This window comes from Modestobacter sp. KNN46-3 (genome assembly GCF_011039295.1).
The window spans coordinates 1-23098 of sequence record NZ_JAAKGN010000009.1 but is presented as its reverse complement, the minus strand read 5'-3'; the positions used below and the strand labels follow the sequence as shown (position 1 = coordinate 23098).

Sequence of the window (23098 nt, the reverse complement as noted above, 5' to 3'; positions counted from 1 at the left end):
AACCGCCGGTGTCTTGGGCAGACGCGACGAACGAGGAGAACCCCCCGATGCCGGCAGTCGTGCTGATCGGCGCCCAGTGGGGCGACGAGGGCAAGGGCAAGGCCACCGACCTGCTGGGCGGCCGCGTCCCGTACGTCGTGCGCTACCAGGGTGGCAACAACGCCGGCCACACCGTGATCACCCCGGACGGCGAGAAGTACGCGCTGCACCTGATCCCCAGCGGGATCCTCACCCCGGGCTGCACGCCGGTCATCGGCAACGGCGTGGTCATCGACCCCGAGGTGCTCATCGGCGAGCTCGCCGGCCTGGAGGAGCGCGGGGTGGACACCTCGCGCCTGGTGATCTCCTCCGACGCGCACCTGATCATGCCGCACCACCGAGCCCTGGACCGGGTCACCGAGCGGTTCCTCGGCCAGCGCAAGATCGGCACCACCGGCCGCGGCATCGGCCCGGCCTACGGCGACAAGGTGGCCCGCACCGGCATCCGGGTGCAGGACCTGCTCGACCTGTCGATCCTGCGGCAGAAGCTCGAGGGCACGCTGCAGGAGAAGAACCAGGTCCTCGTCAAGGTCTACAACCGCAAGGCCATCGACGTCGACGAGGTGGTCGAGGAGTACGCGGCCTACGCCGAGGCGCTCAAGCACCGCATCGTCGACACCCGGCTGCTGCTGGGCAAGGCCCTCGACGCCGGTGAGTGGGTGCTGCTGGAGGGCTCGCAGGGCACCCTGCTGGACGTCGACCACGGCACCTATCCGTTCGTGACGTCGTCCAACCCGACCGCCGGCGGCGCGGCCGTCGGCGCCGGCGTCGGCCCCACCCGGATCGAGCGGGTCGTCGGCATCCTCAAGGCCTACACGACCCGCGTGGGCTCCGGCCCCTTCCCGACCGAGCTGCACGACCAGTGGGGCGAGTACCTGCGCAAGCACGGCGGCGAGGTCGGCGTGACCACCGGCCGCGACCGGCGGTGCGGCTGGTTCGACGCCGTGGTCGCCCGCTACGCCAGCCGGGTCAACGGCATCACCGACTACTTCCTCACCAAGCTCGACGTCCTCTCCGGGCTGGAGACGGTGCCGATCTGCGTCGCCTACGACGTCGACGGGGTGCGGCACGACGAGATGCCGATGACGCAGACCGACTTCCACCACGCGAAGCCGATCTACGAGGAGATGCCCGGCTGGTTCGAGGACATCACCGCCTGCCGTCGCTTCGAGGACCTGCCGGCCAACGCGCAGGCCTACGTGCGCCGGCTCGAGGAGCTCTCCGGCGCCCGGGTCAGCGTCATCGGCGTCGGCCCCGGGCGGGACGAGAACGTCGTCCTGCACGACCTGCTGAACTGATGGCGACCCTCCGGGCCGCACCGCGGCCAGGAGGGGTGCCCGGCGGACGTTGAGCCGCTTCGTGCGCTGAGGTCGGGAGCCTCCGGCCCCGCGACCTCAGCCCACAGTCGCCTCACGGCGACCCAGGGGTCGCGTTCAGGGGTCGGCTCACCCAAGCCGTCCCCGGCCCGCGTTGTCGGGGCGCCCGACCCGAGTCGTCCCTTGCGTTGTCCGGGCGCTCGACCGGTTTCCGGCCTGGCCCGTCACGTGGCTGGTGTCAGGCGGGCTCGGGGACGCCACCGGTGTCGCCGCCGGGGTCGTCGGGCGTCGACTCGATCGGCGGGGGCGGCAGCGTGTCCGGGGTGTCCGGCAGCAGTTCGCCGGCGTCGTCCGGCACCGGCTGGTCCGGGTCGAGGGGTGAGTCCGGTTCCGGGATGGCCGTCATGCCGCGAGTCAACCAGCGCATGATCGCCTCCGCCATCGACCGGGTTGGTCCCGCCGGCCGGCGGGAGCGCTCAGACTCGGGGGCGCACCGGGGCCATGGCGGCGGCGGAGAGCTCCGCGCGGGCCCGGTGGGCGGTCTCCGGCGCGTCGGTGATCACGCTGTCGACGCCCAGGGCGAAGAGCAGCCGGGCCTCGGTCTGGGCGTCGCCCAGCCCGCGAGGGTCGCCGCCGCGGCGCAGGTGGCTGGGGAGGAAGACGTTCTCCGGCCGCAGCGTCCACGGCTCGACCGTGAGCCCGGCCCGGTGCGCCTGGGTGATCAGGTCCGAGACGCCGACCAGCCCGCCGTCGGCGCCGTGCAGCAGGATCCGGCCCTTGTGCGGCGCGATCCCGTCGGCGTAGGTGGAGACCTCGCGCAGGCCCGAAGGGGTCACGAGGGCGTCCTGACGGCCCTCCTCCTCGATCAGCTGCACCAGCCGGGGGCCGTCGCTGCCGAGGTCGGCCCGCAGCTCGCGCAGCGCCGACTGCTCGAAGGCCATGACGACGACGGAGCCGTCGGACCGGGTGGCGTCCAGCCGGCGCAGTTCCGCGGCGACCAGCTCGGTCATCGGCAGCCCCTGCGCGGCGAACCAGGCCGGGCACTTCAGCTCGGCCTGCACCCGCACCTCGCGGCCGGGTGTGGAGCGGCGCCGGACCACCTCCACGACCTCGGCCAGGGTCAGGATGCCGAACCGGCCGTCGTAGGCGGTGTTCATCGGCCGCATCCCGGGCAGCCGCTCGACCGCGCGCAGGGTGCGCAGCTCGGCGAGGGTGAAGTCCTCGCTGAACCAGCCGGTCAGCTCCTCGCCGTCCACCTCCTGGGTGCGGCGGCGGTCGGCGAACTCGGGGTGCTGGGCCACGTCGGTCGACCGGGAGAGCTCGTTCTCGTGGCGGGCCACGAGCTGGCCGTCCCGGGTCACCACGACGTCGGGCTCGATCAGGTCGGCACCCAGGTCGATCGCCAGCTCGTAGCTGGCCACGGTGTGCTCGGGGCGGTAGCTGGGGGCACCGCGGTGCCCGATGATGCGCGGTGAGCGCTCCTGACGGGGCGAGTGAACGGCCTTCAGGCCGGTCTCCTGCATGGCTCCAGGGAAACCCAGTTCGCTGTCCGGGGTCTGAACGCGCGCCGACTTCATGAGGACAAATCGGGGGACAGCGCCCTCACCTGGAGACGAGCATGACCCCTGTGAGGGATCTCTCAGCAGGGGTAGGTGTAGGAGAGCACGTCACCGGGCTCCCCGACGAAGGGGAGGTGGCCCGGGTGGCGCGGGTCGACCGTGGCCGGCTCACCGTGCTCACCGCCGAGGGTGAGCGCCGGGTCAGCTGTGCCGGCGCTATGCACGCGAGGACCGCGCCCGCGGTCGGGGACTGGGTGGCGCTGCGCGGTGAGCAGGCGGTGCAGGTGCTGCCGCGGCGCACCGCCTTCGTGCGCACGGCGGCCGGCCGCGGGTCCGGTGCGCAGGTGGTCGCGGCGAACGTCGACGTCGTCCTCGTGGTCGACGCCCTGGGGGCCGAGGCGAGGTTGCGGCGGATCGAGCGGTACCTCGCCGTCGCCTGGGCCAGCGGGGCGACGCCGGTCGTCGTCCTCACCAAGGCCGACCTGTGCGCCGACGTGCCGGCGGCGGTGGCGCAGGTCGCCGAGGACGCCGTCGGCGTCGACGTCCTGCCCGTCAGCGCGGTCACCGGCAGCGGGCTGGCCGCCGTGCGGGAGCTCGTCCCGGCCGGGTGCACCGCGGCGATGGTCGGCCCCTCCGGCGTGGGCAAGTCCAGCCTGCTCAACGCCCTGGCCGGCCAGCCGGTGGCCGCGGTCGCCGGGATCCGCGGCGACGGGCGCGGCCGGCACACCACCACGGCGCGGGAGCTGCACCCGATCCCCGGCGGCGGGCTGCTGATCGACACCCCCGGGATGCGCGAGCTGGCGCTGGCCGACGGCGAGGGGCTGTCGGCGACCTACGCCGACGTGGCCGACTGGGCGGCCGGGTGCCGCTTCCGGGACTGCGCGCACCGCACCGAGCCCGGCTGCGCGGTGGCGGCCGCGATCGACCGCGGCGACCTGGACCCCGCGCGGTTCGTCGCCTGGCGCAAGCTGCAGGCCGAGGCCCACCGGCAGGAGCTGCGCGCCGACGCCCGGGCCCGCGCGGCCGAGTCGGCCCGGCTGCGGGCGCTGCACCGGCAGCTGCGCGCCCGGCCCGGGCGGTGACCTCCCCACGAAACGGCCGTTGTGGTGCCTCCGGCGCCGGTGGGTAGGTTCGCCCGGTGCGCGTCCTCGTGATCGGCTCCGGTGCCCGGGAGCACGCCCTGTGCGTGGCTCTGCAGTCCGACCCCGCCGTCACGGCGCTGGCCTGCGCACCAGGGAACGCCGGCACCGTCACCCTGGCCCAGGCGTTCCCGCTGGACGCCGCTGACCCGGTCGCGGTCAGCGCCCTCGCCGTCGAGTGGCAGGCCGACCTGGTCGTGGTCGGCCCGGAGGTGCCGCTGGTCGCCGGCGCCGCCGACGCGGTGCGCGACGCCGGGATCGCCTGCTTCGGTCCCTCGGCCCAAGCCGCCCAGATCGAGGGGTCCAAGGCCTTCGCCAAGCACGTGATGACCGCCGCCGGGGTCCCGACGGCGCAGTTCTGGGCCGTCGGTGGCACTGCCGAGCTGGAGACCGCGCTGGACGAGGCGGGCGCCCCCTACGTGGTCAAGGACGACGGGCTGGCGGCCGGCAAGGGGGTGCTGGTCACCACCGATCGGGCGGCGGCCGTCGCGCACGGGCGAGCCGTGCTGGACGCCGGGCACTCGGTGGTCATCGAGGAGTTCCTCGACGGCCCGGAGGTGTCGCTGTTCGCGCTGTCGGACGGGACGACGGTGGTGCCGCTGCTGCCCGCCCAGGACCACAAGCGCCGGGACGACGGCGACGGCGGGCCCAACACCGGCGGGATGGGCGCCTACGCGCCGCTGCCCTGGGCGCCGGCCGGTCTGGTCGAGCAGGTCCGCGCCACCGTCCTGCAGCCCACGATCGACGAGATGGCCCGCCGGGGGGAGCCGTTCAGCGGCCTGCTCTACGCCGGGCTGGCGCTGACCTCACGCGGCGTGCGGGTGGTGGAGTTCAACGCCCGGTTCGGCGACCCGGAGACCCAGGTCGTGCTGCCGCTCCTGGAGACCCCGCTGGCCGGGCTGCTGTACGCCGCGGCCACCGGCACGCTGGCCGAGCAGCCGCCGCTGCGCTGGCGGGACGGGGCGGCGGTGACCGTCGTCGTCGCCGCCTCGGGCTACCCCGAGCGGCCGCGCCTCGGCGACCCGATCACCGGTGCCGACGGCGAGGGCGTGCTGCACGCCGGCACGGCGCTGGGCGCCGACGGTCTGGTGCACTCGGCCGGGGGGCGGGTGCTCGCGGTCACCGCGGTCGGCGACGATCTGGCCGCGGCGCGGCAGACCGTCTACGAGCGGCTGGCGTCCGTCCGGCTGGCCGGAGCGCACTGGCGCACCGACATCGCCCTGGCCGCCGTCGAGGGCCGCATCACGGTGTAACCGGTGGGGTCGAGCCGCGCGACCGACGGTGGGTCCACGTCCTGACGCGGTCCAACGGTCGGCGGGCCGGCTCAGGCCCGTCGATGCCCGGGCTCACCGAGCGGTGACCGGCCGGCGGGCGCGGCGGGTGTCGGGTTGGGGTGGCCGGGGACCCTCGTGCCGCCGGGACAGGTAGGTGCCCGCCACGTTGCCGCAGGCGATCACCGGGACGGCGATGAGCGCACCGAAGATCCCGCCGATCAGCAGCCCGGCGGCGATGCCGAGCACCACGGCCAGCGGGTGCACAGAGACCGCGCGGCCCAGCAGCAGCGGCTGCAGCACGTGGCTCTCCAGCTGCATGATCAGCACGATGATCCCCAGGGCGATCAGCGCCCGGACCGGTCCGACGGCGACCAGGGTGACCAGCACCGAGACCGTGCCGGCCAGGAACGACCCGATGATCGGGATGAAGGCGCCGAGGAAGACCAGCGCGGCGAGCGGCACGACCAGCGGCGTCCCGAGGAACACCAGGCCGATGCCGATGAAGACGGCGTCGAAGGCGGCCACCCCCACGGTGGCCCGCACGTAGGAGATCAGCGTGCGCCAGGACCGGCGGGCCGCCTCGTCCAGGTAGGCCTGCGAGTTCACCGGCGTCAGCCCGACCACCCACAGCCAGATCTGCCGGCCGTCGAGCAGGAAGAAGAACAGCGTGAACAGGGCCAGCAGGGCGCCGGTGAGCACCTCGCCGACGGTCGCGGCCGTGGTCAGCGCGCCGGAGGTGAGCACGTCCTGGTTGTCCGCGATGGCCTGGCTCGCGTCGTCGAGCGCATCGGTGATCTGGCCGTCGGTCACCGGGAAGGTGCCGGTGACGAAGGCCTGGACCCGGGTGAGCCCCTCGTCGACCTGGGACACGAGGTCGGCGTAGCCGGCGGCGAACTCCTCCACCACGAGGGTGACGATCCCGGCGACCACACCCAGGCCGACGACGAGCATGGTCAGCGCGGCCAGCGAGCTCGGCCAGCCGTTGCGCCGCAGGAAGGCCGCGCCCGGCTGGAGCAGCGCGGCCAGCAGCAGCGCCACGATGACCGGCACGATGGCGACGGCGACGTATCCCGCCGCGCGCAGCAGCAGGTACAGCGCCGCCACCACGGCCACCGTCCGCCACGACCAGGCCGCGGCGACCCGCAGGCCGTAGGGGACGTCCCGCTCCACGGCCCGGGGAGCGGACTCCGGGGCCAGCAGGCTGCCCCGGCTGCGGTCGCGGCCGGGCGCCGGAGGCGGGCCACCCGGTGCCGGGGGGCCGCTGACCCCGCCGGGGACGTCGACGTCCGGGGCGTCGGGGTGCGGGCTGCCGGGAGCGAGGGGAGCAGCGTCGCGGACGGGGGCGCCGGTGGCCTGGTGGCCGTCACCCGGGTGCGGCTCCTCGACGTGGTCGACGATGGCGCGGCTGCCGTCCTCCAGGACCAGCACGGTGCCGTCGGGCCAGGCGTGCGGATCGTGCTCGGCGGCGGCCCGGATGCGCTCCCGCGCCCGGTCGACCACGCGTCTGGCCCGCTGCAACATCGAGTCCTCCGAGCTGATGGGGGCCCGCTCGCAGCGGTGCGAGAGGATGGGGCCGTGGTGCGACGAGCTGACCGGTCCGAAGCGGTGCCCGCATGATCGACAGGTACACCCTGCCGGAGATGGGCCGGGTCTGGAGCGATCAGCACAAGTACGACCTGTGGTGCCGGGTCGAGACCCTGGTGCTGGAGGCGCACGCGGCCGCCGGGCGGGTGCCCGCCGACGTCGTCGAGCCGGTGCGCAACGCGCCGCCGCCCACTCCCGAGCGGGTCGCGGAGATCGAGGAGACGACGCAGCACGACGTCATCGCCTTCCTCACCGCCTGGGCCGACAACACCGAGCCGCGCTCGGCCGCGGCCTACGTGCACCACGGCATGACCTCCTCGGACCTGCTGGACACCGCGCTCGCCGTCCAGCTCACCGACGCCACCGACGTGCTGCTGGCCAAGGCCGACCGGCTGGTGGTGGCGCTGCGCGACCACGGGCTGGCGCACCGGGACACGATCAAGGTGGGCCGCACCCACGGCGTGCACGCCGAGCCGGTCGTCTGGGGCCACCGGGTCGCCGACCTCGCCTTCGCGATGGCCCGCTCCCGGGACCGGCTGCGCCGGGCCCGTTCGGCCGTCGGCGTGGTGGCCATCTCCGGCGCCGTCGGCACCTACTCCCTGATCGACCCCTCGGTCGAGGTCGCCGTGGCCGAGGCGCTGGACCTGCGCGCCGCCGACGCGTCCACCCAGGTGGTGCTGCGCGACGGCATCAGCGAGTGGGTGTCCGCGCTGGCCGTCATCGCCACGGTGTGCGAGGCGATCGCCCTGGAGGTGCGGCACGGCCAGCGCACCGAGGTGCGCGAGCTGTCCGAGGCGTTCGGCAAGGGCCAGAAGGGCTCCAGCGCCATGCCGCACAAGAAGAACCCGATCCGCTCCGAGCGGATCGCCGGGCTGGCCCGGGTCGTGCGTGCGGCGATCGTGCCGGTGATGGAGGGCATCCCGCTGTGGCACGAGCGGGACATCTCGCACTCCTCCACCGAGCGGGTGTTCCTGCCCGACGCGGCGATCACCACCGACTACCTGCTGGACCTGACCGCCGGCCTGGTGGAGAACCTCGTCGTCGACGCCGACCGGATGCGCGCCAACCTGGAGTCCACCGGCGGGCTGATCTACACCTCGTCGGTGCTGCTGGAGCTGGTCGAGGGCGGGATGAGCCGTGAGCAGTCCTACGCGCTGGTGCAGTCCGCGGCGATGCGCACCTGGTCCGACGGCACCCCGTTCCGGCAGACGCTGCGCGAGCGGGCGACCGAGGACGGCGTGACCCTCGACGAGGCCCGGCTGGACGAGATCTGCCGGCCGGAGCAGTACGTGGCGAACCTGGGCCCGCTGTTCGACCGGCTGGCCGCGCTGTCGTGAGCCTGCCCTTCGAGCTCGTCGCCCAGGGCAAGGTCCGCGAGGTCTACGCCGTCGACGACGACCGCTTGCTGCTCGTCGCCAGCGACCGGGTCTCCGCCTACGACCACGTGCTCCCCACCCCGATCCCGGACAAGGGGCGCGTGCTCACCGCGCTGTCGGTGTGGTGGTTCGAGCAGCTGGCGCCGGTGCTGGCCGAGCACGGCGCCGAGCACCACCTGCTGGCCGCCGGTGACGACCTGCTCGCCTCCGGCGTCCCGGCCGAGCTGACCGGCCGGTCGATGCTGGTCCGCCGGCTGGAGATGCTCCCGGTGGAGTGCGTGGCCCGCGGCTACCTGTCCGGCTCGGGCACGGTCGAGTACCAGCGCACGGGTGCGATCGTCGACGTCCCGCTCCCGGCCGGGTTGGTCGAGGGTTCCCGGCTGCCCGAGCCGGTGTTCACCCCCTCGACGAAGGCCGAGGTGGGCGAGCACGACGAGGCGATCGGGTTCGCCCAGGTCGTCGACGCCGTCGGCGCCGACCGGGCCGAGGCGCTGCGGTCGCTGACCCTGGCGCTCTACCGCCGCGGCGCGGAGATCGCCGAGCAGGTCGGGATCGTGCTGGCCGACACCAAGTTCGAGTTCGGCACGGCCGCGGACGGCCTCGTGCTGGCCGACGAGGTGCTGACCCCGGACTCGTCGCGCTTCTGGCCGGCGATGACCTGGTCGCCGGGCGCGCCGCAGCCGTCCTTCGACAAGCAGTACGTCCGGGACTGGCTGACCACCTCCGGCTGGGACCGGGTGTCCCCGCCGCCGGAGCTCCCGGAGGACGTCGTCGCCGCCACCCGCGACCGCTACGTGAGGGCCTACGAACAGCTCACCGGCCTGCCCTGGAACTGAGCCGCCCGAGCCCCCCGTCCCCACCAAGATGGCCATTCTGGTGGCTCAGTAGATGGCGGTGATGCCGCGGGCGCGGGCGTTGCGCAGCGCGGTGAAGACGTGCGAGCGGATCAGGTCGGCGGCCGGGTCGGGCAGGTCGACGAAGCGCAGCGACCACTCGTGCAGGTTGTCCTGCCGGGGCCTGCGGCGGACCAGCGCCACCTCGGTGACGAGCTCGTCGGAGTAGAGGTCGAGCGAGAGGGTCAGTGACTGGTTCCTCGTCGGGAACGGGACGCCCACGCCCAGGTCGCCGTGCGGGCGGAAGACGGCGAGCAGCCCGCCCTCGCTGAGGTCGGCGGTGCTCCCCACCAGGGTGGCGCGGTCCCAGGAGAGGGTCACCGACAGCCCGATGGGGGCGCGGACGGCGTCGCGGCGCTGGATCTTGCTGGCCGGGCCGGTGACCCTGACCTTCCACAGGCCGTCGTCGGTGACCGCGACCGCGTCGGCCGGGACGGACCGGAGGCCGTCGTCGGCCTGCCAGGACAGCTCGAGCATGTCCCGCTCGACGAAGGGGGTGGCCTCTCCGAGGGCGTTGCGCGGTGCGCTGAGGTAGAGGTACGACTCGCTCTCCCGGCGGACCCGGGCGGTGAGCGCCTCGTCCTCCCCGAGGGGGAGGACGCTGAGCGCGGTGGCCGCGGCCGGGTGGTCCACGTTGGGCACTCCGGCGACCATCCCGTGCTCCTCCGTCCACCTCGCCGACCGCCGGGTGGCGACCGTGTCCGGGCCCATCATCGGCAGGCGGTGCCGGTTGTCCAGCACAACGGTGCAGGTCCGTGACCCCTTCGGATGAGCCGCGGTCGGAGGACTCCGGGCAGCGGGTGACCGGTCGTGCACGACCGGTCCGCCGACCGGTGTGGTGTCGGCGCCCATCGCCCAGCCGGTACCCTCATCGGCGTGTCCCAGGTGGTCGTCGACGTCGTCCTGAAGCCAGAGATCTCCGATCCCCAGGGGCAGGCGGTGCTCGGCGCCCTCGGGCGCCTCGGCCACACCGGCGTGCGCAGCGTCCGTCAGGGCAAGCACTTCGTCCTCGAGGTCGACGGCGAGCCCGACGAGGCCGAGCTGCGCCAGATCGCCGAGACGCTGCTGGCCAACCCCGTCATCGAGGACGTCGAGCTGCACCTCCCCGCTCGCACCACCGACTGAGAGAGACCCAGTGCGCATCGGTGTCATCACCTTCCCGGGTTCCCTGGACGACGTCGACGCAGCGCGCGCAGTGCGCCTCGCCGGCGGCGAGCCGGTGGCGCTGTGGCATGCCGACCACGACCTGAAGGACGTCGACGCCGTCGTCCTGCCCGGCGGCTTCTCCTACGGCGACTACCTGCGGGCCGGCGCCATCGCCGCCCGCTCGCCGCTGATGGCCGACGTCGTGGCCGCGGCGCACGGCGGCCTGCCGGTGCTGGGCATCTGCAACGGTTTCCAGGTGCTCTGCGAGGCGGGGCTGCTGCCCGGTGCGCTCACCCGCAACGGCCACCTGCACTTCCGCAACCGTGACCAGGGGCTGCTGGTCGAGCGCGCCGACACCGCGTGGACGTCGTCGTTCGAGCAGGGCCAGCGGATCGTCGTCCCGGTGAAGAACGGCGAGGGTCGCTACGTGGCGGCACCGGCCGAGCTGGACCGGCTGGAGGGCGAGGGCAGGGTGGTGGTGCGCTACGTCGACGGCAACCCCAACGGCAGCTCCCGCGACATCGCCGGGGTCACCAGCGCCGACGGCCGGGTGGTCGGGCTGATGCCGCACCCGGAGCACGCGGTCGAGGAGCTCACCGGCCCGTCGGTCGACGGCCTGGGCTTCTTCACCTCGGTCCTCTCCGCCCTGGTGGTCGCCGCGTGAGCGCCACCGAGGGCCTCTCCGAGCTCGACACCGCCCCGGGCCGGACGAACCGGCTGGACACCGTCACGCTCGCCACCGAGCAGCCCGACGACGCGCAGCCCTACGCCGAGCTGGGGCTGAAGGACGACGAGTACGCCCGGATCCGGGAGATCCTCGGGCGCCGGCCGACCACGGCCGAGCTGGCGATGTACTCGGTGATGTGGAGCGAGCACTGCTCCTACAAGTCCTCCAAGGTGCACCTGCGCCGCTTCGGTGACCTGCCGAAGAGCGACGCCCTGCTGGTCGGCATGGGCGAGAACGCCGGCGTGGTCGACGTCGGCGAGGGCTACGCGGTCACCTTCAAGGTCGAGTCGCACAACCACCCGAGCTACGTCGAGCCCTACCAGGGCGCGGCCACCGGGGTCGGCGGCATCGTCCGCGACATCCTCACCATGGGCGCCCGCCCGATCGCCGTCATGGACTCGCTGCGCTTCGGTCGCGCCGACGCCCCCGACACCGCCCGGGTGCTGCCCGGCGTGGTCGCCGGGGTCGGCGGCTACGGCAACTGCCTGGGCCTGCCCAACATCGGCGGCGAGCTGCTCTTCGACGACTGCTACGCCGGCAACCCGCTGGTCAACGCGCTCTGCGTCGGCGTGCTGCGGCACGAGGAGCTGCAGCTCGCCAAGGCCGAGGGGGTCGGCAACAAGGTGGTCCTCTTCGGGGCCCGCACCGGCGGCGACGGCATCGGCGGCGTCTCGGTGCTGGCCAGCGAGACCTTCGACGCCGAGGGCCCGGCCAAGCGCCCCGCCGTCCAGGTCGGCGACCCGTTCACCGAGAAGCTGCTGATCGAGGCCTGCCTGGAGATCTTCGCCGCCGGCCTGGTCACCGGCATCCAGGACCTCGGCGGGGCCGGCATCTCCTGCGCCACCAGCGAGCTCGCCGCGGCCGGCTCGGGTGGCATGGCGATCGACCTGGACGCCGTCCCGCTGCGGGACTCGACGCTCACCCCCGCCGAGATCCTGATGAGCGAGTCGCAGGAGCGGATGTGCGCGATCGTCGAGCCGGACAAGGTGGAGGCCTTCCTCGCGGTCTGCGCCAAGTGGGACGTGCTGGCCACCGTCATCGGTGAGGTCACCGACGGGGACCGGCTCACCATCGACTGGCACGGCGAGCGGATCATCGACGTCCCGCCGCGCACGGTCGCCCTGGAGGGGCCGCGCTACGAGCGACCGATGTCCCGCCCGGCCGACCTGGACGCGCTGCAGGCCGACACCCCGCCGTCGTCCTCGGCCGACCTGCGGGCCGACTGGCTCGCCGTCGTCTCCAGCCCGGACGGCGCGGACAAGAGCTGGGTCACCGAGCAGTACGACCGCTACGTGCGGGGCAACACCGTGCTCGCCCAGCCCGAGGACGCCGGCGTCCTGCGGATCGACGAGTCCAGCAACCTGGGCATCGCGCTCTCACTGGACGGCAACGCCCGCTACGCCCGGCTGGACCCCTACACCGGCGCCCAGCTGAACCTGGCCGAGGCCTACCGCAACGTCGCCGTCTCCGGCGCGAAGCCGCTGGCGGTCACCAACTGCCTGAACTTCGGCTCCCCGGAGAACCCCGAGGTGATGTGGCAGTTCGCCGAGGCCGTCCGCGGCCTGGCCGACGGCTGCCGCGAGCTCGGCCTGCCGGTCACCGGCGGCAACGTGAGCCTCTACAACCAGACCGGTGACGTCGCGATCAACCCGACCCCGGTGATCGGGGTGCTGGGCGTGCACGCCGACGTCACCCGCCGGGTGCCCACCGGCTGGCGGACCGACGGCGAGTCCGTGCTGCTGCTGGGGGAGACCCGGCCGGAGCTCGGTGGCTCGGCCTGGGCCGCGGTCGTCCACGGCCACCTGGGCGGGCTGCCGCCCCGGCTGGACCTGGCCGCCGAGCGCTCGCTGGGCGAGGTGCTCACCTCCCTGGCGGCCGACGGGCTGGTCAGCTCGGCGCACGACCTGGCCGACGGCGGGTTGGCGCAGGCGCTCACCGAGTCGGCGCTGCGGTACGGCACCGGCGCCCGGCTGAACGTGACCGGCGACCCGACGGCGGCGCTGTTCGGCGAGTCGGTGGCCCGCGTCGTGGTCACCACCGCCGACCCCGCCGCGGTGCGGGCAGTGGCCGAGGCGGCGGGCGTGCCGGTCACCGAGCTCGGGACGACGGGCGGCGACGCCCTGGTGCTGGACGGTCTGCTGGAGCTGCCGCTGGCCGAGCTGCGGGCGGCGTGGACGGCGACCCTGCCGGCGCTGTTCGGCAGCCCGGAGGTCGCGGTGGGCACCGTCCCGGCGGGCACCGTCCCGACGAGCTGACCTCGTGTCCGCTGTGCTGGTCCCGGTCCCGCGCTGATGGCCGGGGTCGCGCCGATCTCGGCCGAGGACCTGCGGGCGGCGCTCGCCCCCACGGCCGGCTGGCTGGCCGGGGAGGCCGAGCAGCCGCCCCGCGCGGTGCTGGGGGCTGCGGTGAAGACCTCGGCGCGCTGGCTGGCCCAGCACGTGCCCGGGCGCTCGGTCGAACTGCGGGTGCCGCCGTTCGTGGCGGTGCAGTGCGTGCCCGGGCCGCGGCACACCCGCGGCACCCCGCCGAACGTGGTCGAGACCGACGCCGCGACCTGGCTGCGGCTGGCGACCGGCGCGCTCTCCTGGGCCGAGGCGGTGGGGGAGGGGCGGGTCAGCGCCAGCGGCAACCGCGCCGACCTCTCCGAGCACCTCCCGCTGCGCCCGGTCCGAGCCTCCGGGCCGCATCCCTCCCCGGGTTGATCATCGGCGGCCGGCAGCCCGCCACGCCGATGGGCGCCGCCGTCCGCCGATGACCGACTGTGGGTGCGGGTGGCCCCAACGACAGCGCCCCTCCTGCCGGTGGCAGGAGGGGCGCTGTGCTGCGTGGTGCGGGTGGGTCAGCCGCCGAAGAGCGCGCTGGCCGCCTTCACCGTGTTGTACAGCCCGTAGGCCAGGGGGACGCCGACCAGGGCCCAGGCGAAGGCGACGAGACCGGTCGGGGTGTGCGTGGTGGCCTGCTGGTCACCGGTGCGCTGTGAGGTGCTCATCGCGAGAGGCTCCGATCTCCGGTGGTGGACGCGGTGGTGGGGGCGTCGGTGTCCTTCGGCTCGAACCACTTCTCGGCGACCGGCTTGATCAGCAGGTTGGCGACGAAGCCGACGGCCAGCAGACCGACCATGATGAACAGCGCCGGACGGTAGTCACCGGCGGTGAGCTGACCCGGCGTGCCGCGGGCGTCGAGGACGCCGTTGATGATCAGCGGGCCGGCGATGCCGGCAGCCGCCCAGGCGGTCAGCAGCCGACCGTGGATCGCGCCGACCTGGTAGGTCCCGAAGAGGTCCCGCAGGTAGGCCGGGACCGTGGCGAAGCCACCGCCGTAGAACGAGATGATGATCGCGGCGAGGATGACGAAGACCCAGGTGGCGGTGCTGCCGACGGTGGCCAGCAGGACGTACAGCACCAGGCCGACGCCCAGGTACACCATGTAGATCGGCTTGCGGCCGATGTAGTCCGAGGTGCTGGACCACACGAACCGGCCGCCCATGTTGAACAGCGAGAGCAGCCCGACGAAGCCGGCCGCGGTCGCCGCGGCGACCGCAGAGGTCTCCCCGTTGCGGAAGAAGTCCTGGATCATCGGCGCGGCCTGCTCGAGGATGCCGATGCCGGCGGTGACGTTGCAGAACAGCACCGTCCAGAGCAGCCAGAACTGCGGGGTCTTGATGGCGTTGTTGGCGGAGACGTTCTCCGTCGTCACCAGGGACTTGGCCTTGACCGTGGACGGGTCGAAGCCGTCGGGGCGCCAGTCGGGTGCAGGGACGCGGATGATGAAGGCGCCGAACATCATGAAGGCCAGGTAGACGATGCCCAGCGTGACGAACAGCTGGGCGACGGCCGCGCCCGTGGGCGTGGTGCCGATGGTGCCGTCGTAGGTCGGGTCGTACCAGTTCATCAGCTGGCGGGACAGCGGCGAGGCGATGAGCGCGCCACCACCGAAGCCCATGATCGCCATGCCGGTGGCCAGGCCCGGCCGGTCCGGGAACCACTTGATCAGCGTGGAGACCGGGGAGATGTAGCCGATGCCCAGCCCGATGCCGCCGAGGACGCCGTAACCGAGGTAGACCAGCCACAGCTGCTCGGTGGAGATGCCGAGGGCGCCAACCAGGAAGCCGGCGGACCAGAAGCACGCGGCGGTGAACATGGCGGCACGCGGGCCGTTCCGGTCGACCCAGGTGCCGAAGACGGCGGCGGAGAGGCCGAGCATGACGATGGCAATCGAGAAGATGATGCCGATCGCGGTCAGGCTGGAGTCGAAGTGCGAGACGAGCGCGGCCTTGTAGACGCTGGTCGCGTAGGCCTGGCCGATGCACAGGTGCACGGCGAGCGCGGCTGGCGGGATGAGCCAGCGGTTGAAGCCCGGACGAGCGATGATGCGCTCCCGGGCCAGGAAGCTGGGTAGTGCCACGGAACGACCTCCGAGGTACGGGAACGGCGCGCCCGGCGGACGCAACCCGGTCGCGGCCCGTTCACAGGTGTGACACAGGTCGCGGCCGAGGGCACCGTACGACGCTGTGACGATTCCGGCTGCACGGCGAACCCCAGCCGGGTGAGGCTGAGACCAATTCGTTGCACGCACAACCGCCGTTTCCACGGTGCGGGAGCGGGGAGCGGAACGGCCGTCCCGTTCCCTAGGCTGGCGACATGCCGTACGAGGTCAAGGGCGTCGTCGCCCTGAGCAAGGGTGCTCCGGTCACCATCGAGACGATCATCGTCCCCGACCCGGGGCCGGGTGAGGCGGTGGTCGACGTCCAGGCGTGCGGGGTCTGCCACACCGACCTGCACTACCGGGAGGGCGGGATCAACGACGAGTTCCCGTTCCTGCTGGGCCACGAGGCGGCCGGCCTGGTCTCCGCGGTCGGCGAGGGCGTCACCAACGTGGCCGTCGGCGACTACGTGGTGCTGAACTGGCGCGCGGTGTGCGGGGAGTGCCGGGCCTGCGCCAAGGGCAAGCCCTGGTACTGCTTCAACACCCACAACGCCGCGCAGAAGATGACGCTGGCCGACGGCACCGAGCTCTCCCCGGCGCTGGGGATCGGTGCGTTCGCCGAGAAGACGCTGGTCCACTCCGGGCAGTGCACGAAGGTCGACCCCGCGGCGAAGCCGACCGCGGCCGGGCTGCTGGGCTGCGGCGTGATGGCCGGTGTGGGTGCGGCGATCAACACCGGCGGGGTGGGCCGCGGCGACTCGGTCGCCGTCTTCGGCTGCGGTGGCGTCGGTGACGCCGCGATCGCCGGCTCCCGGCTCGCCGGCGCGGGCACGATCATCGCCGTCGACATCGACGACAAGAAGCTCGAGTGGGCCAAGGGCATGGGCGCCACGCACACGGTCAACTCCTCCGAGACCGACGCGGTGGAGGCCATCAAGGCGCTCACCGGCGGGTTCGGGGTCGACGTGGCGATCGACGCCGTCGGGCACCCGGCGGTCTACGAGCAGGCGTTCAACGCCCGCGACCTGGCCGGCACCGTCGTCCTGGTCGGTGTGCCGAACCCGACGATGACGATCGAGCTGCCGCTGATCGAGGTCTTCGGCCGCGGTGGCGCGCTCAAGTCCTCCTGGTACGGCGACTGCCTGCCCAGCCGGGACTTCCCGATGCTGATCGACCTGTACCTGCAGGGCCGGTTCGACCTCGACGCGTTCGTCAGCGAGACGATCGGGATCGAGGACGTCGAGGCGGCCTTCGACAAGATGCACGCCGGTGAGGTGCTGCGCTCCGTGGTCGTGTTCGAGGGGGCCGGCCAGTGAGGGCCCGGGTCGAGCAGGCTGTCGTCAGCGGGGTCTTCAGCCTCGACGGGCAGGACTTCGACGTCGACAACAACGTCTGGCTGGTCGGGGACGACGACGAGGTGCTCGTCATCGACGCGCCGCACGACGCCGCCCCCATCGTCGAGGCGATCGGCGGCCGCCGGGTGACCGGGATCGTGCTCACCCACGGGCACAACGACCACATCACCGCGGCGGTCGCCCTGCGTGAGGCCACCGGGGCACCGATCTGGCTCAACCCCGCAGACCGGATGCTCTGGGACGTCGTCCACCCCGACACCGAGCCCGACCACGACCTGGTCGAGGGCACCCGGTTCGGCGTGGGCGACGTGCAGCTGCACGCGCTGCACACCCCCGGGCACTCCCCGGGCAGCACCTGCCTGCACGCGCCGGACCTGCGCACCGTCTTCACCGGCGACACGCTGTTCTGCGGTGGCCCTGGCGCCACCGGGCGGTCGTTCAGCGACAAGCCGACGATCCTGCGGTCGATCACCGACCGGCTGATGACGCTGCACGGTGACACGGTGGTCAGGACCGGTCACGGCGACGACACCACGATCCACGCCGAGCTGGGCAACATCTCCTAGCCGGTCCTCCGCCGTCCCCTCCCGAGTGAGCGGTCCCACCCGGGAGGGGACGGCGCAGCCGGTACGCTCGCACCTGTGCCTCGCGGTGATGGACGGCTGACGCACGACCTCGACCCCCAATCTCCTGGTCCCCAGGACGCCTGTGGCGTCTTCGGGGTCTGGGCCCCGGGGGAGGAGGTCGCCAAGCTGACCTACTTCGGCCTGTACGCCCTCCAGCACCGCGGTCAGGAGGCGGCCGGCATCGCGGTGTCCGACGGCTCCTCCGTCGTGGTCTACAAGGACCTCGGCCTGGTCAGCCAGGTGTTCGACGAGCCGACGCTCGGCAGCCTCCGTGGTCACATCGCCGTCGGCCACGCCCGGTACTCCACCACTGGGGCCTCCACCTGGGAGAACGCCCAGCCGACGTTCCGCACCACCGGGGCGGGCACCGGGCTGGCGCTGTGCCACAACGGCAACCTGGTGAACACCGCCGAGCTGGCCAGTGCTGCGGCCGACGAGGGCGTGGCCGGGGCGTTCGTCGCGACCAACGACTCCGACCTGGTCACCTCGCTGATCGCGGCCAAGCCCGACATGTCGGTCGAGGCGGCGGCGATGGAGGTGCTCCCGCGCCTGCGGGGGGCGTTCAGCTTCACCTTCATGGACGAGGACACCCTCTACGCCGCGCGTGACCCACAGGGCGTGCGGCCGCTGGTCCTCGGCCGGCTGGAGCGGGGCTGGGTCGTCGCCAGCGAGACGGCGGCGCTGGACATCTGCGGTGCCTCGTTCGTCCGAGAGGTCGAGCCCGGTGAGCTGATCGCCATCGACGAGGACGGGCTGCGCAGTCAGCACTTCGCCGTCGCCGACCCCAAGGGCTGCGTCTTCGAGTACGTCTACCTCGCCCGGCCGGACACCACGATCTCCGGCCGCGGCGTGCACGCGGCTCGGGTCGAGATCGGCCGCCGGCTGGCCAAGGAGCACCCGGTCGAGGCCGACCTCGTCATCCCGGTGCCCGAGTCGGGCACGCCGGCCGCGGTCGGGTACGCCGAGGCCTCGGGGATCCCCTACGGGCTGGGCCTGGTCAAGAACTCCTACGTCGGGCGCACCTTCATCCAGCCCAGCCAGACGATCCGGCAGCTGGGCATCCGGCTGAAGCTCAACCCGCTGCGCGACGTCATCCGCGGCAAGCGTCTGGTGGTCGTCGACGACTCGATCGTGCGCGGCAACACCCAGCGCGCGCTGATCCGGATGCTCCGCGAGGCCGGTGCGCTCGAGGTGCACGTGCGGATCGCCTCGCCGCCGGTGAAGTGGCCCTGTTTCTACGGCATCGACTTCGCCAGCCGCGCCGAGCTGGTCGCCAACGGGCTGGACGTCGACGGCGTGCGCGCCTCGATCAACGCCGACTCGCTGGGCTACGTCTCCGAGCAGGGGCTGATCGCGGCCACCGAGCAGCCGGCCAACCGGCTGTGCACGGCCTGCTTCACCGGCGAGTACCCGATCGCCCTGGGCCAGCCGGAGGTGCTGGGCAAGCACCTGCTCGAGGGCATCGGCCGCCGGGCGCTGACCGAGGATGCCTCCGCGGTCACCGGGTGGACCGGCCAGCAGGCCGGCAGCCCGATGGTCCCCGGCGGTGCCGACGACGCGCTGAGCCGGCCGTGACGACCCACGAGGGCGATCTGACCTACGCCGCCTCCGGGGTCGACATCGACGCCGGCGAGCGAGCGGTCACCCTGATGCGCGCCGCGGTGGAGAAGACCAACCGTCCGGAGGTCGTCGGTGGCCTGGGCGGGTTCGCCGGGCTGTTCGCCCTGGACACCGCCAAGTACCGCAAGCCGCTGCTCGCCTCCTCGACCGACGGCGTGGGCACCAAGATCGCGCTGGCCCGGGCCCTGGACCGGCACGACACCGTCGGGATCGACCTGGTCGCCATGGTCGTCGACGACCTGGTCGCCTGCGGCGCCGAGCCGCTGTTCCTGCAGGACTACGTCGCCTGCGGTCGGGTCGTGCCGGAGCGGATCGCCGCCATCGTCACCGGGATCGCCGACGGCTGCACGCAGGCCGGAGCCGCGCTGGTCGGCGGGGAGACCGCCGAGCACGGCGACCTCATGGGTGCCGACGACTACGACCTGGCCGCCACCGCGGTCGGGGTCGTCGAGGCCGATGCGGTGCTGGGGCCGGAGCGGGTGCGGGCCGGTGACGTCGTCGTCGCCATGGCCTCGTCCGGGCTGCACTCCAACGGCTACTCGCTGGTGCGCCGGGTCATCGACCGGGCGGGGCTGGACCTCACCGGCACCCCGGCCGGCCTCGGCCGCCCGCTCGGGGACGAGCTCCTCGAGCCCACCCGGATCTACGCCCGGGACTGCCTCGCGCTGGTCGAGCAGCTGGGCGTGGAGACGGTGCACGCCTTCGCCCACATCACCGGTGGCGGGCTGGCCGGCAACACGGTCCGCGTCGTCCCGGCCGGGCTGGAGGCGGTGCTGGACCGGAGCACCTGGGCGCTGCCCGCGGTGGTGCGGCTGCTGGAGGAGCACGGGGTGCCGCGCGCGGAGTCCGAGCGGGCCTTCAACTGCGGCGTCGGCATGGTGGCCGCGGTCGCACCCGAGCACGCGGACCGGGCGGTCGAGCTGCTCCTCGCCCGCGGCGTCCCGGCCTGGGTGGCCGGCACGGTCGGGCCGCACGACGGAGACGCCTCGGCGCGGCTGGTCAGCTCCTACCGCTGACGGAGGGCCCCCGGCTCCCACCGCTCGCTCGCGGCGGGACCTGCCGGGGGTCGGGACGCACGGCGACACCGCTCCCCCCGGAGGAGGAGCGGTGTCGCCGTGCTACAGAGGGCTGGGTCGCCGGTTCAGCGGCTGGCAGCCCAGTCGTCATCTTCGTCGTCCTGCGACCAGCTCCCGACGTGCGTGTCGTCCTCGTCGTCGTCCTTCGGCCCCCGGGAGGGGAACGACGACGGCTGTCCAGCCAGTTCGCGCTGGAGGGCAGTGAGGTCGGTGTTGGGTGAGCTGTACTTGAGCTCACGGGCCACGCGTGTCTGCTTGGCCTTCGCTCGGCCGCGCCCCATGGCTCGACCCCCTCGTGACGGAGTGCGGGTCGTCTCCAGCACTGGGCTGGACGGCCCGTGTGGCGACCCCGACTGAGTGACTGTGTCCTTGGCCGAGCTTACGACACGGATCGGTCACGGGCACGCAGCCCACCCCCCGGCTGCCCCATCCGGAGGTGGATGTGACCGGGGTCTCACCCGTTTCGGCTGCAGGAGCCGGTCATCGGGGCAGTCGGATGGTCGCCAGTCGCCCCACCGAGCTCATCCGCTCCTCGGCGAGTCGGTCGGCGGCCACGGCCGGGGAGACGCCCTCGGCATCGGCCGCGGCGAAGACCCGCAGCGCGACGTCGAAGATCGAGGTCGCCTTCGACTCGGCCCGGGGGAAGGAGAACCCGTGCCGCTCGTCCTCGACCTGGATCACGCCGCCGGCGTTCACCAGGTAGTCGGGGGCATAGAGGACGCCCCGGCCGCGCAGCAGCTCGGCGGTGCCCTCGTGGGCCAGCTGGTTGTTCGCCCCGCCACAGACGATCTCGGCGGGCAGCACGGCGACGGTCTCGTCGTCCAGGGCGCCACCGAGGGCGCAGGGGGCGTAGACGTCGTGCGGCGTGCGCACCAGGGTCGCGGTGTCGGCGACCGCCTGCACCGCGGAGTGCCGGGCCCGGACCCGGGCGACCGCGGCCGGGTCGACGTCGGTGACGACGACGGACGCGCCGTCGGCGATCAGCCGGTCGACCAGCCAGCTGCCCACCTTGCCCACCCCGGCGACCGCGACGGTGCGGCCGGCCAGCGTCGGGGAGCCCCAGCGGTGCTGGGCCGCGGCGCGCATCCCCTGGAAGACGCCGAAGGCGGTGAGCACCGAGGAGTCGCCGCAGCCGCCGAAGGCCTCGGACCGGCCGTGGGCGAAGCGGGTCTCCCGGGCCACGACGTCCAGGTCGGCGTTGTAGGTGCCGACGTCGCACGCGGTGAGGTACCGCCCGCCGAGGCTCTCGACGAAGCGCCCGTAGGCGCGCAGCAGCGCCTCGGTCTTGTCGGTGTGCGGATCCCCGATGATGACCGCCTTGCCGCCGCCCAGGTCGAGGCCGGCCAGGCTGTTCTTGTAGGCCATCGCCTTCGACAGCGCGAGCGCGTCGGCCACCGCGGCCTCCTCGGAGGCGTAGGGGAAGAAGCGGGTGCCGCCGAGCGCCGGGCCGAGCGCGGTGGAGTAGACCGCGATCACCGCGCGCAGCCCCGACCCGGGGTCGGAGCAGAAGACGACCTGTTCGTGCCCGGAGCCCATCACGTCCACGACCTGCAGCCTAGGCAGCCGCGGGCCTGTCCGCCGCGTGCGCGCGCCCCCGCGGGGGCGCTGTCGCCGCTCCGCGGACGGCGCAACGGCAACGACCGGGTCTCGTCGAGGAGGTCCGTGCCGTGTCCGCCTGCCGCGGCGGGCATGATCAGAGGTGGACCACAGGCGCCGGCCGACCCCGGTGCCGCACACTCCTCTGGGTGGCCCGAGTCGGGGCCGACCGGTGGAGGACACCAGCGGGGCATCGCAGCGCCGCCACACAGGAGGACACGCACACGATGGCTCGATCCAAGCGGCTGCTCGCACTCGCCCTGGCGGCACCCCTGTTGCTGAGCGCCTGCTCCACGGAGAACTCCGGCGGTGGCGACGAGGGCGGGGACGGCGGTGGCACGGCCGCCTCCGGTGACCTCGACTTCGCCGTCGTCACCCACGGGGCGGCCGGTGACGCCTTCTGGGACGTGGTGCAGAACGGCGCCGAGGCCGCCGGGGAGGACCTCGGCGTCGGTGTGGACTACCAGAGCGACGGCGACCCGCAGCGGCAGTCCCAGCTGATCGAGGCCGCGGTCAACCAGGACGTCGACGGCATCGTGGTCTCCATGGCCAACCCCGACGCGCTCGAGGACTCGATCAGCGCCGCGACGGAGGCAGGCATCCCGGTGGTGACGATCAACTCCGGCGCCGAGCGTTCCGCCGAGTTCGGCGCGATCGGGCACGTCGGGCAGGACGAGACGATCGCCGGCGTCGGCGCCGGGCAGCGGCTGGCCCAGGACGGCGCGACGAACGTGCTGTGCGTGGTGCACGAGGCGGGCAACATCGGCCTCGAGCAGCGGTGCGACGGCGCCTCCCAGGGGCTGGGCAGCGACGTGCAGCTGCTGCAGGTGGACATCAACGACCTGCAGGCGGCCCAGTCGACGATCACCTCGCAGCTGCAGAGCAACCCCTCGATCGACGCCGTGCTGACGCTGAACTCCGCCGTCGCCTCGGTGGCCGCCTCGGCCGCCGCCGACGCCGGCTCCGACGCCGCGATCGCCACCTTCGACCTCAACGCCGACGTCATCTCCGCCATCCAGGACGGCACGATCTCCTTCGCCGTCGACCAGCAGCAGTACGAGCAGGGCTACCTGCCCATCGTGATGCTCAAGCTGTACGCGGAGAACCTCAACACCGTCGGCGGCGGCCAGGCGGTGCTGACCGGCCCGGGGATCGTCGACGCCGAGAACGTCGACGAGATCGCCGACCTCGCCTCGGCAGGGACCCGCTGAGCGCGACCCGGGAGGCGCCCGTCGACGGGCCGGCCCGCGCGGACGAACGCGTCGCCCGGGTCGGTCCGTGGCGCCGGCTGATGGTCAAGCCCGAACTCGGCTCGCTCATCGGGGCCGTCGTCATCCTGGGGTTCTT

At 73.4% G+C, this 23098-nt stretch carries 22 protein-coding genes; 14 read left to right on the top strand and 8 right to left on the bottom strand.

The window, feature by feature from the left end:
• The first annotated feature begins 47 nt into the window (after window positions 1-47).
• Window positions 48-1337 (top strand): adenylosuccinate synthase, encoded by a 1290-nt coding sequence (locus tag G5C62_RS04500; protein ID WP_164700076.1) that lies wholly within the window; start codon window positions 48-50, stop codon window positions 1335-1337.
• A 256-nt stretch (window positions 1338-1593) separates the two neighbouring features.
• On the opposite strand, the gene G5C62_RS04495 is transcribed toward G5C62_RS04500, so the two are convergent.
• On the bottom strand, window positions 1594-1761 hold the full coding sequence (locus G5C62_RS04495; protein WP_164700075.1) for a hypothetical protein: 168 nt from the start codon (window positions 1759-1761) through the stop codon (window positions 1594-1596).
• 70 nt (window positions 1762-1831) lie between these two features.
• Window positions 1832-2878, bottom strand: a complete 1047-nt coding sequence (locus G5C62_RS04490) for a glycerophosphodiester phosphodiesterase family protein (protein WP_036336362.1) — start codon at window positions 2876-2878, stop codon at window positions 1832-1834.
• 179 nt (window positions 2879-3057) lie between these two features.
• On the opposite strand from G5C62_RS04490, the gene rsgA reads away from it, so the two are divergent.
• Both rsgA and purD read left to right on the top strand, forming a co-directional pair.
• Window positions 3058-3996 carry a ribosome small subunit-dependent GTPase A gene (gene rsgA / locus G5C62_RS04485; RefSeq protein WP_241175696.1) on the top strand — a complete coding sequence of 313 codons (939 nt, stop codon included), beginning with the start codon at window positions 3058-3060 and terminating at the stop codon, window positions 3994-3996.
• A gap of 56 nt (window positions 3997-4052) precedes the next feature.
• Entirely contained in the window at window positions 4053-5306 is a 1254-nt protein-coding gene (gene purD / locus G5C62_RS04480) for a phosphoribosylamine--glycine ligase (protein ID WP_164700073.1), read from the top strand.
• 93 nt (window positions 5307-5399) lie between these two features.
• Here the strand turns inward: purD and G5C62_RS04475 are convergent, their stop codons facing one another.
• On the bottom strand, window positions 5400-6848 hold the full coding sequence (locus G5C62_RS04475; protein ID WP_164700072.1) for an AI-2E family transporter: 1449 nt from the start codon (window positions 6846-6848) through the stop codon (window positions 5400-5402).
• Window positions 6849-6940: 92 nt separating this feature from the next.
• On the opposite strand from G5C62_RS04475, the gene purB reads away from it, so the two are divergent.
• Window positions 6941-8248, top strand: a complete 1308-nt coding sequence (purB, locus tag G5C62_RS04470) for an adenylosuccinate lyase (protein ID WP_164700071.1) — start codon at window positions 6941-6943, stop codon at window positions 8246-8248.
• Window positions 8245-9123 (top strand): phosphoribosylaminoimidazolesuccinocarboxamide synthase, encoded by an 879-nt coding sequence (locus tag G5C62_RS04465; RefSeq protein ID WP_164700070.1) that lies wholly within the window; start codon window positions 8245-8247, stop codon window positions 9121-9123. The genes purB and G5C62_RS04465 overlap by 4 nt, the downstream gene beginning before the upstream one ends.
• A 45-nt stretch (window positions 9124-9168) precedes the next feature.
• Here G5C62_RS04465 and G5C62_RS04460 read toward each other — a convergent pair whose 3' ends face one another.
• Window positions 9169-9834 carry a PilZ domain-containing protein gene (locus G5C62_RS04460; protein WP_164700069.1) on the bottom strand — a complete coding sequence of 222 codons (666 nt, stop codon included), beginning with the start codon at window positions 9832-9834 and terminating at the stop codon, window positions 9169-9171.
• A gap of 222 nt (window positions 9835-10056) precedes the next feature.
• Here G5C62_RS04460 and purS point away from each other — a divergent pair, with 222 nt between their 5' ends.
• The 4 genes from purS to G5C62_RS04440 are packed head-to-tail and all read left to right on the top strand — an operon-like array spanning window position 10057 to window position 13755.
• The gene (purS, locus tag G5C62_RS04455) at window positions 10057-10305 is read left to right on the top strand and encodes a phosphoribosylformylglycinamidine synthase subunit PurS (RefSeq protein WP_036336369.1); all 249 of its coding nucleotides are present in this window, start codon (window positions 10057-10059) and stop codon (window positions 10303-10305) included.
• 10 nt (window positions 10306-10315) lie between these two features.
• Window positions 10316-10990 (top strand): phosphoribosylformylglycinamidine synthase subunit PurQ, encoded by a 675-nt coding sequence (purQ, locus tag G5C62_RS04450; RefSeq protein WP_164700068.1) that lies wholly within the window; start codon window positions 10316-10318, stop codon window positions 10988-10990.
• Window positions 10987-13308, top strand: coding sequence for a phosphoribosylformylglycinamidine synthase subunit PurL (gene purL / locus G5C62_RS04445; RefSeq protein ID WP_241175695.1), 2322 nt, complete (start codon window positions 10987-10989; stop codon window positions 13306-13308). Before purQ ends, purL begins: the two co-directional genes overlap by 4 nt.
• Before the next feature lie 36 nt (window positions 13309-13344).
• Window positions 13345-13755 (top strand): sterol carrier family protein, encoded by a 411-nt coding sequence (locus tag G5C62_RS04440; protein WP_036336371.1) that lies wholly within the window; start codon window positions 13345-13347, stop codon window positions 13753-13755.
• A 137-nt stretch (window positions 13756-13892) separates the two neighbouring features.
• On the opposite strand, the gene G5C62_RS04435 is transcribed toward G5C62_RS04440, so the two are convergent.
• On the bottom strand, window positions 13893-14042 hold the full coding sequence (locus G5C62_RS04435) for a hypothetical protein (protein WP_164700067.1): 150 nt from the start codon (window positions 14040-14042) through the stop codon (window positions 13893-13895).
• A complete protein-coding gene (locus G5C62_RS04430; protein ID WP_164700066.1) occupies window positions 14039-15457 on the bottom strand; it encodes an OFA family MFS transporter in 1419 nt (472 codons plus the stop codon). Before G5C62_RS04430 ends, G5C62_RS04435 begins: the two co-directional genes overlap by 4 nt.
• A 236-nt stretch (window positions 15458-15693) precedes the next feature.
• Here G5C62_RS04430 and G5C62_RS04425 point away from each other — a divergent pair, with 236 nt between their 5' ends.
• The 4 genes from G5C62_RS04425 (at window position 15694) to purM (ending at window position 20095) form a co-directional block, all read left to right on the top strand.
• Window positions 15694-16794 (top strand): S-(hydroxymethyl)mycothiol dehydrogenase, encoded by a 1101-nt coding sequence (locus G5C62_RS04425; RefSeq protein ID WP_036336373.1) that lies wholly within the window; start codon window positions 15694-15696, stop codon window positions 16792-16794.
• Window positions 16791-17399 carry an MBL fold metallo-hydrolase gene (locus G5C62_RS04420; RefSeq protein ID WP_164700065.1) on the top strand — a complete coding sequence of 203 codons (609 nt, stop codon included), beginning with the start codon at window positions 16791-16793 and terminating at the stop codon, window positions 17397-17399. The genes G5C62_RS04425 and G5C62_RS04420 overlap by 4 nt, the downstream gene beginning before the upstream one ends.
• Window positions 17400-17474: 75 nt before the next feature.
• Window positions 17475-19034, top strand: coding sequence for an amidophosphoribosyltransferase (gene purF, locus G5C62_RS04415; RefSeq protein ID WP_164700064.1), 1560 nt, complete (start codon window positions 17475-17477; stop codon window positions 19032-19034).
• Window positions 19031-20095 (top strand): phosphoribosylformylglycinamidine cyclo-ligase, encoded by a 1065-nt coding sequence (purM, locus tag G5C62_RS04410; protein ID WP_036336376.1) that lies wholly within the window; start codon window positions 19031-19033, stop codon window positions 20093-20095. The genes purF and purM overlap by 4 nt, the downstream gene beginning before the upstream one ends.
• Window positions 20096-20220: 125 nt before the next feature.
• Here the strand turns inward: purM and G5C62_RS04405 are convergent, their stop codons facing one another.
• Both G5C62_RS04405 and G5C62_RS04400 read right to left on the bottom strand, forming a co-directional pair.
• Window positions 20221-20436, bottom strand: coding sequence for a DUF3073 domain-containing protein (locus G5C62_RS04405; protein ID WP_036336377.1), 216 nt, complete (start codon window positions 20434-20436; stop codon window positions 20221-20223).
• Between the two features lie 199 nt (window positions 20437-20635).
• A complete protein-coding gene (locus G5C62_RS04400) occupies window positions 20636-21691 on the bottom strand; it encodes a Glu/Leu/Phe/Val dehydrogenase (protein ID WP_036336420.1) in 1056 nt (351 codons plus the stop codon).
• A 287-nt stretch (window positions 21692-21978) separates the two neighbouring features.
• Between G5C62_RS04400 and G5C62_RS04395 the strand changes: the two genes are divergently transcribed.
• Window positions 21979-22962 (top strand): sugar ABC transporter substrate-binding protein, encoded by a 984-nt coding sequence (locus G5C62_RS04395; protein WP_164700063.1) that lies wholly within the window; start codon window positions 21979-21981, stop codon window positions 22960-22962.
• The last annotated feature ends 136 nt before the right edge of the window (window positions 22963-23098 follow it).

What these genes read in the sequence shown, in the direction of transcription:
- G5C62_RS04500 (WP_164700076.1), top strand. Translation starts at nt 48, where the DNA reads ATGCCGGCAGTCGTGCTGATCGGCGCCCAGTGGGGCGACGAGGGCAAG.
- G5C62_RS04495 (WP_164700075.1), bottom strand. Translation starts at nt 1,761, where the DNA reads ATGACGGCCATCCCGGAACCGGACTCACCCCTCGACCCGGACCAGCCG.
- G5C62_RS04490 (WP_036336362.1), bottom strand. Translation starts at nt 2,878, where the DNA reads ATGCAGGAGACCGGCCTGAAGGCCGTTCACTCGCCCCGTCAGGAGCGC.
- G5C62_RS04475 (WP_164700072.1), bottom strand. Translation starts at nt 6,848, where the DNA reads ATGTTGCAGCGGGCCAGACGCGTGGTCGACCGGGCGCGGGAGCGCATC.
- purB (WP_164700071.1), top strand. Translation starts at nt 6,941, where the DNA reads ATGATCGACAGGTACACCCTGCCGGAGATGGGCCGGGTCTGGAGCGAT.
- G5C62_RS04460 (WP_164700069.1), bottom strand. Translation starts at nt 9,834, where the DNA reads ATGGTCGCCGGAGTGCCCAACGTGGACCACCCGGCCGCGGCCACCGCG.
- G5C62_RS04440 (WP_036336371.1), top strand. Translation starts at nt 13,345, where the DNA reads ATGGCCGGGGTCGCGCCGATCTCGGCCGAGGACCTGCGGGCGGCGCTC.
- G5C62_RS04435 (WP_164700067.1), bottom strand. Translation starts at nt 14,042, where the DNA reads ATGAGCACCTCACAGCGCACCGGTGACCAGCAGGCCACCACGCACACC.
- G5C62_RS04425 (WP_036336373.1), top strand. Translation starts at nt 15,694, where the DNA reads ATGCCGTACGAGGTCAAGGGCGTCGTCGCCCTGAGCAAGGGTGCTCCG.
- G5C62_RS04405 (WP_036336377.1), bottom strand. Translation starts at nt 20,436, where the DNA reads ATGGGGCGCGGCCGAGCGAAGGCCAAGCAGACACGCGTGGCCCGTGAG.
- G5C62_RS04400 (WP_036336420.1), bottom strand. Translation starts at nt 21,691, where the DNA reads ATGGGCTCCGGGCACGAACAGGTCGTCTTCTGCTCCGACCCCGGGTCG.
- G5C62_RS04395 (WP_164700063.1), top strand. Translation starts at nt 21,979, where the DNA reads ATGGCTCGATCCAAGCGGCTGCTCGCACTCGCCCTGGCGGCACCCCTG.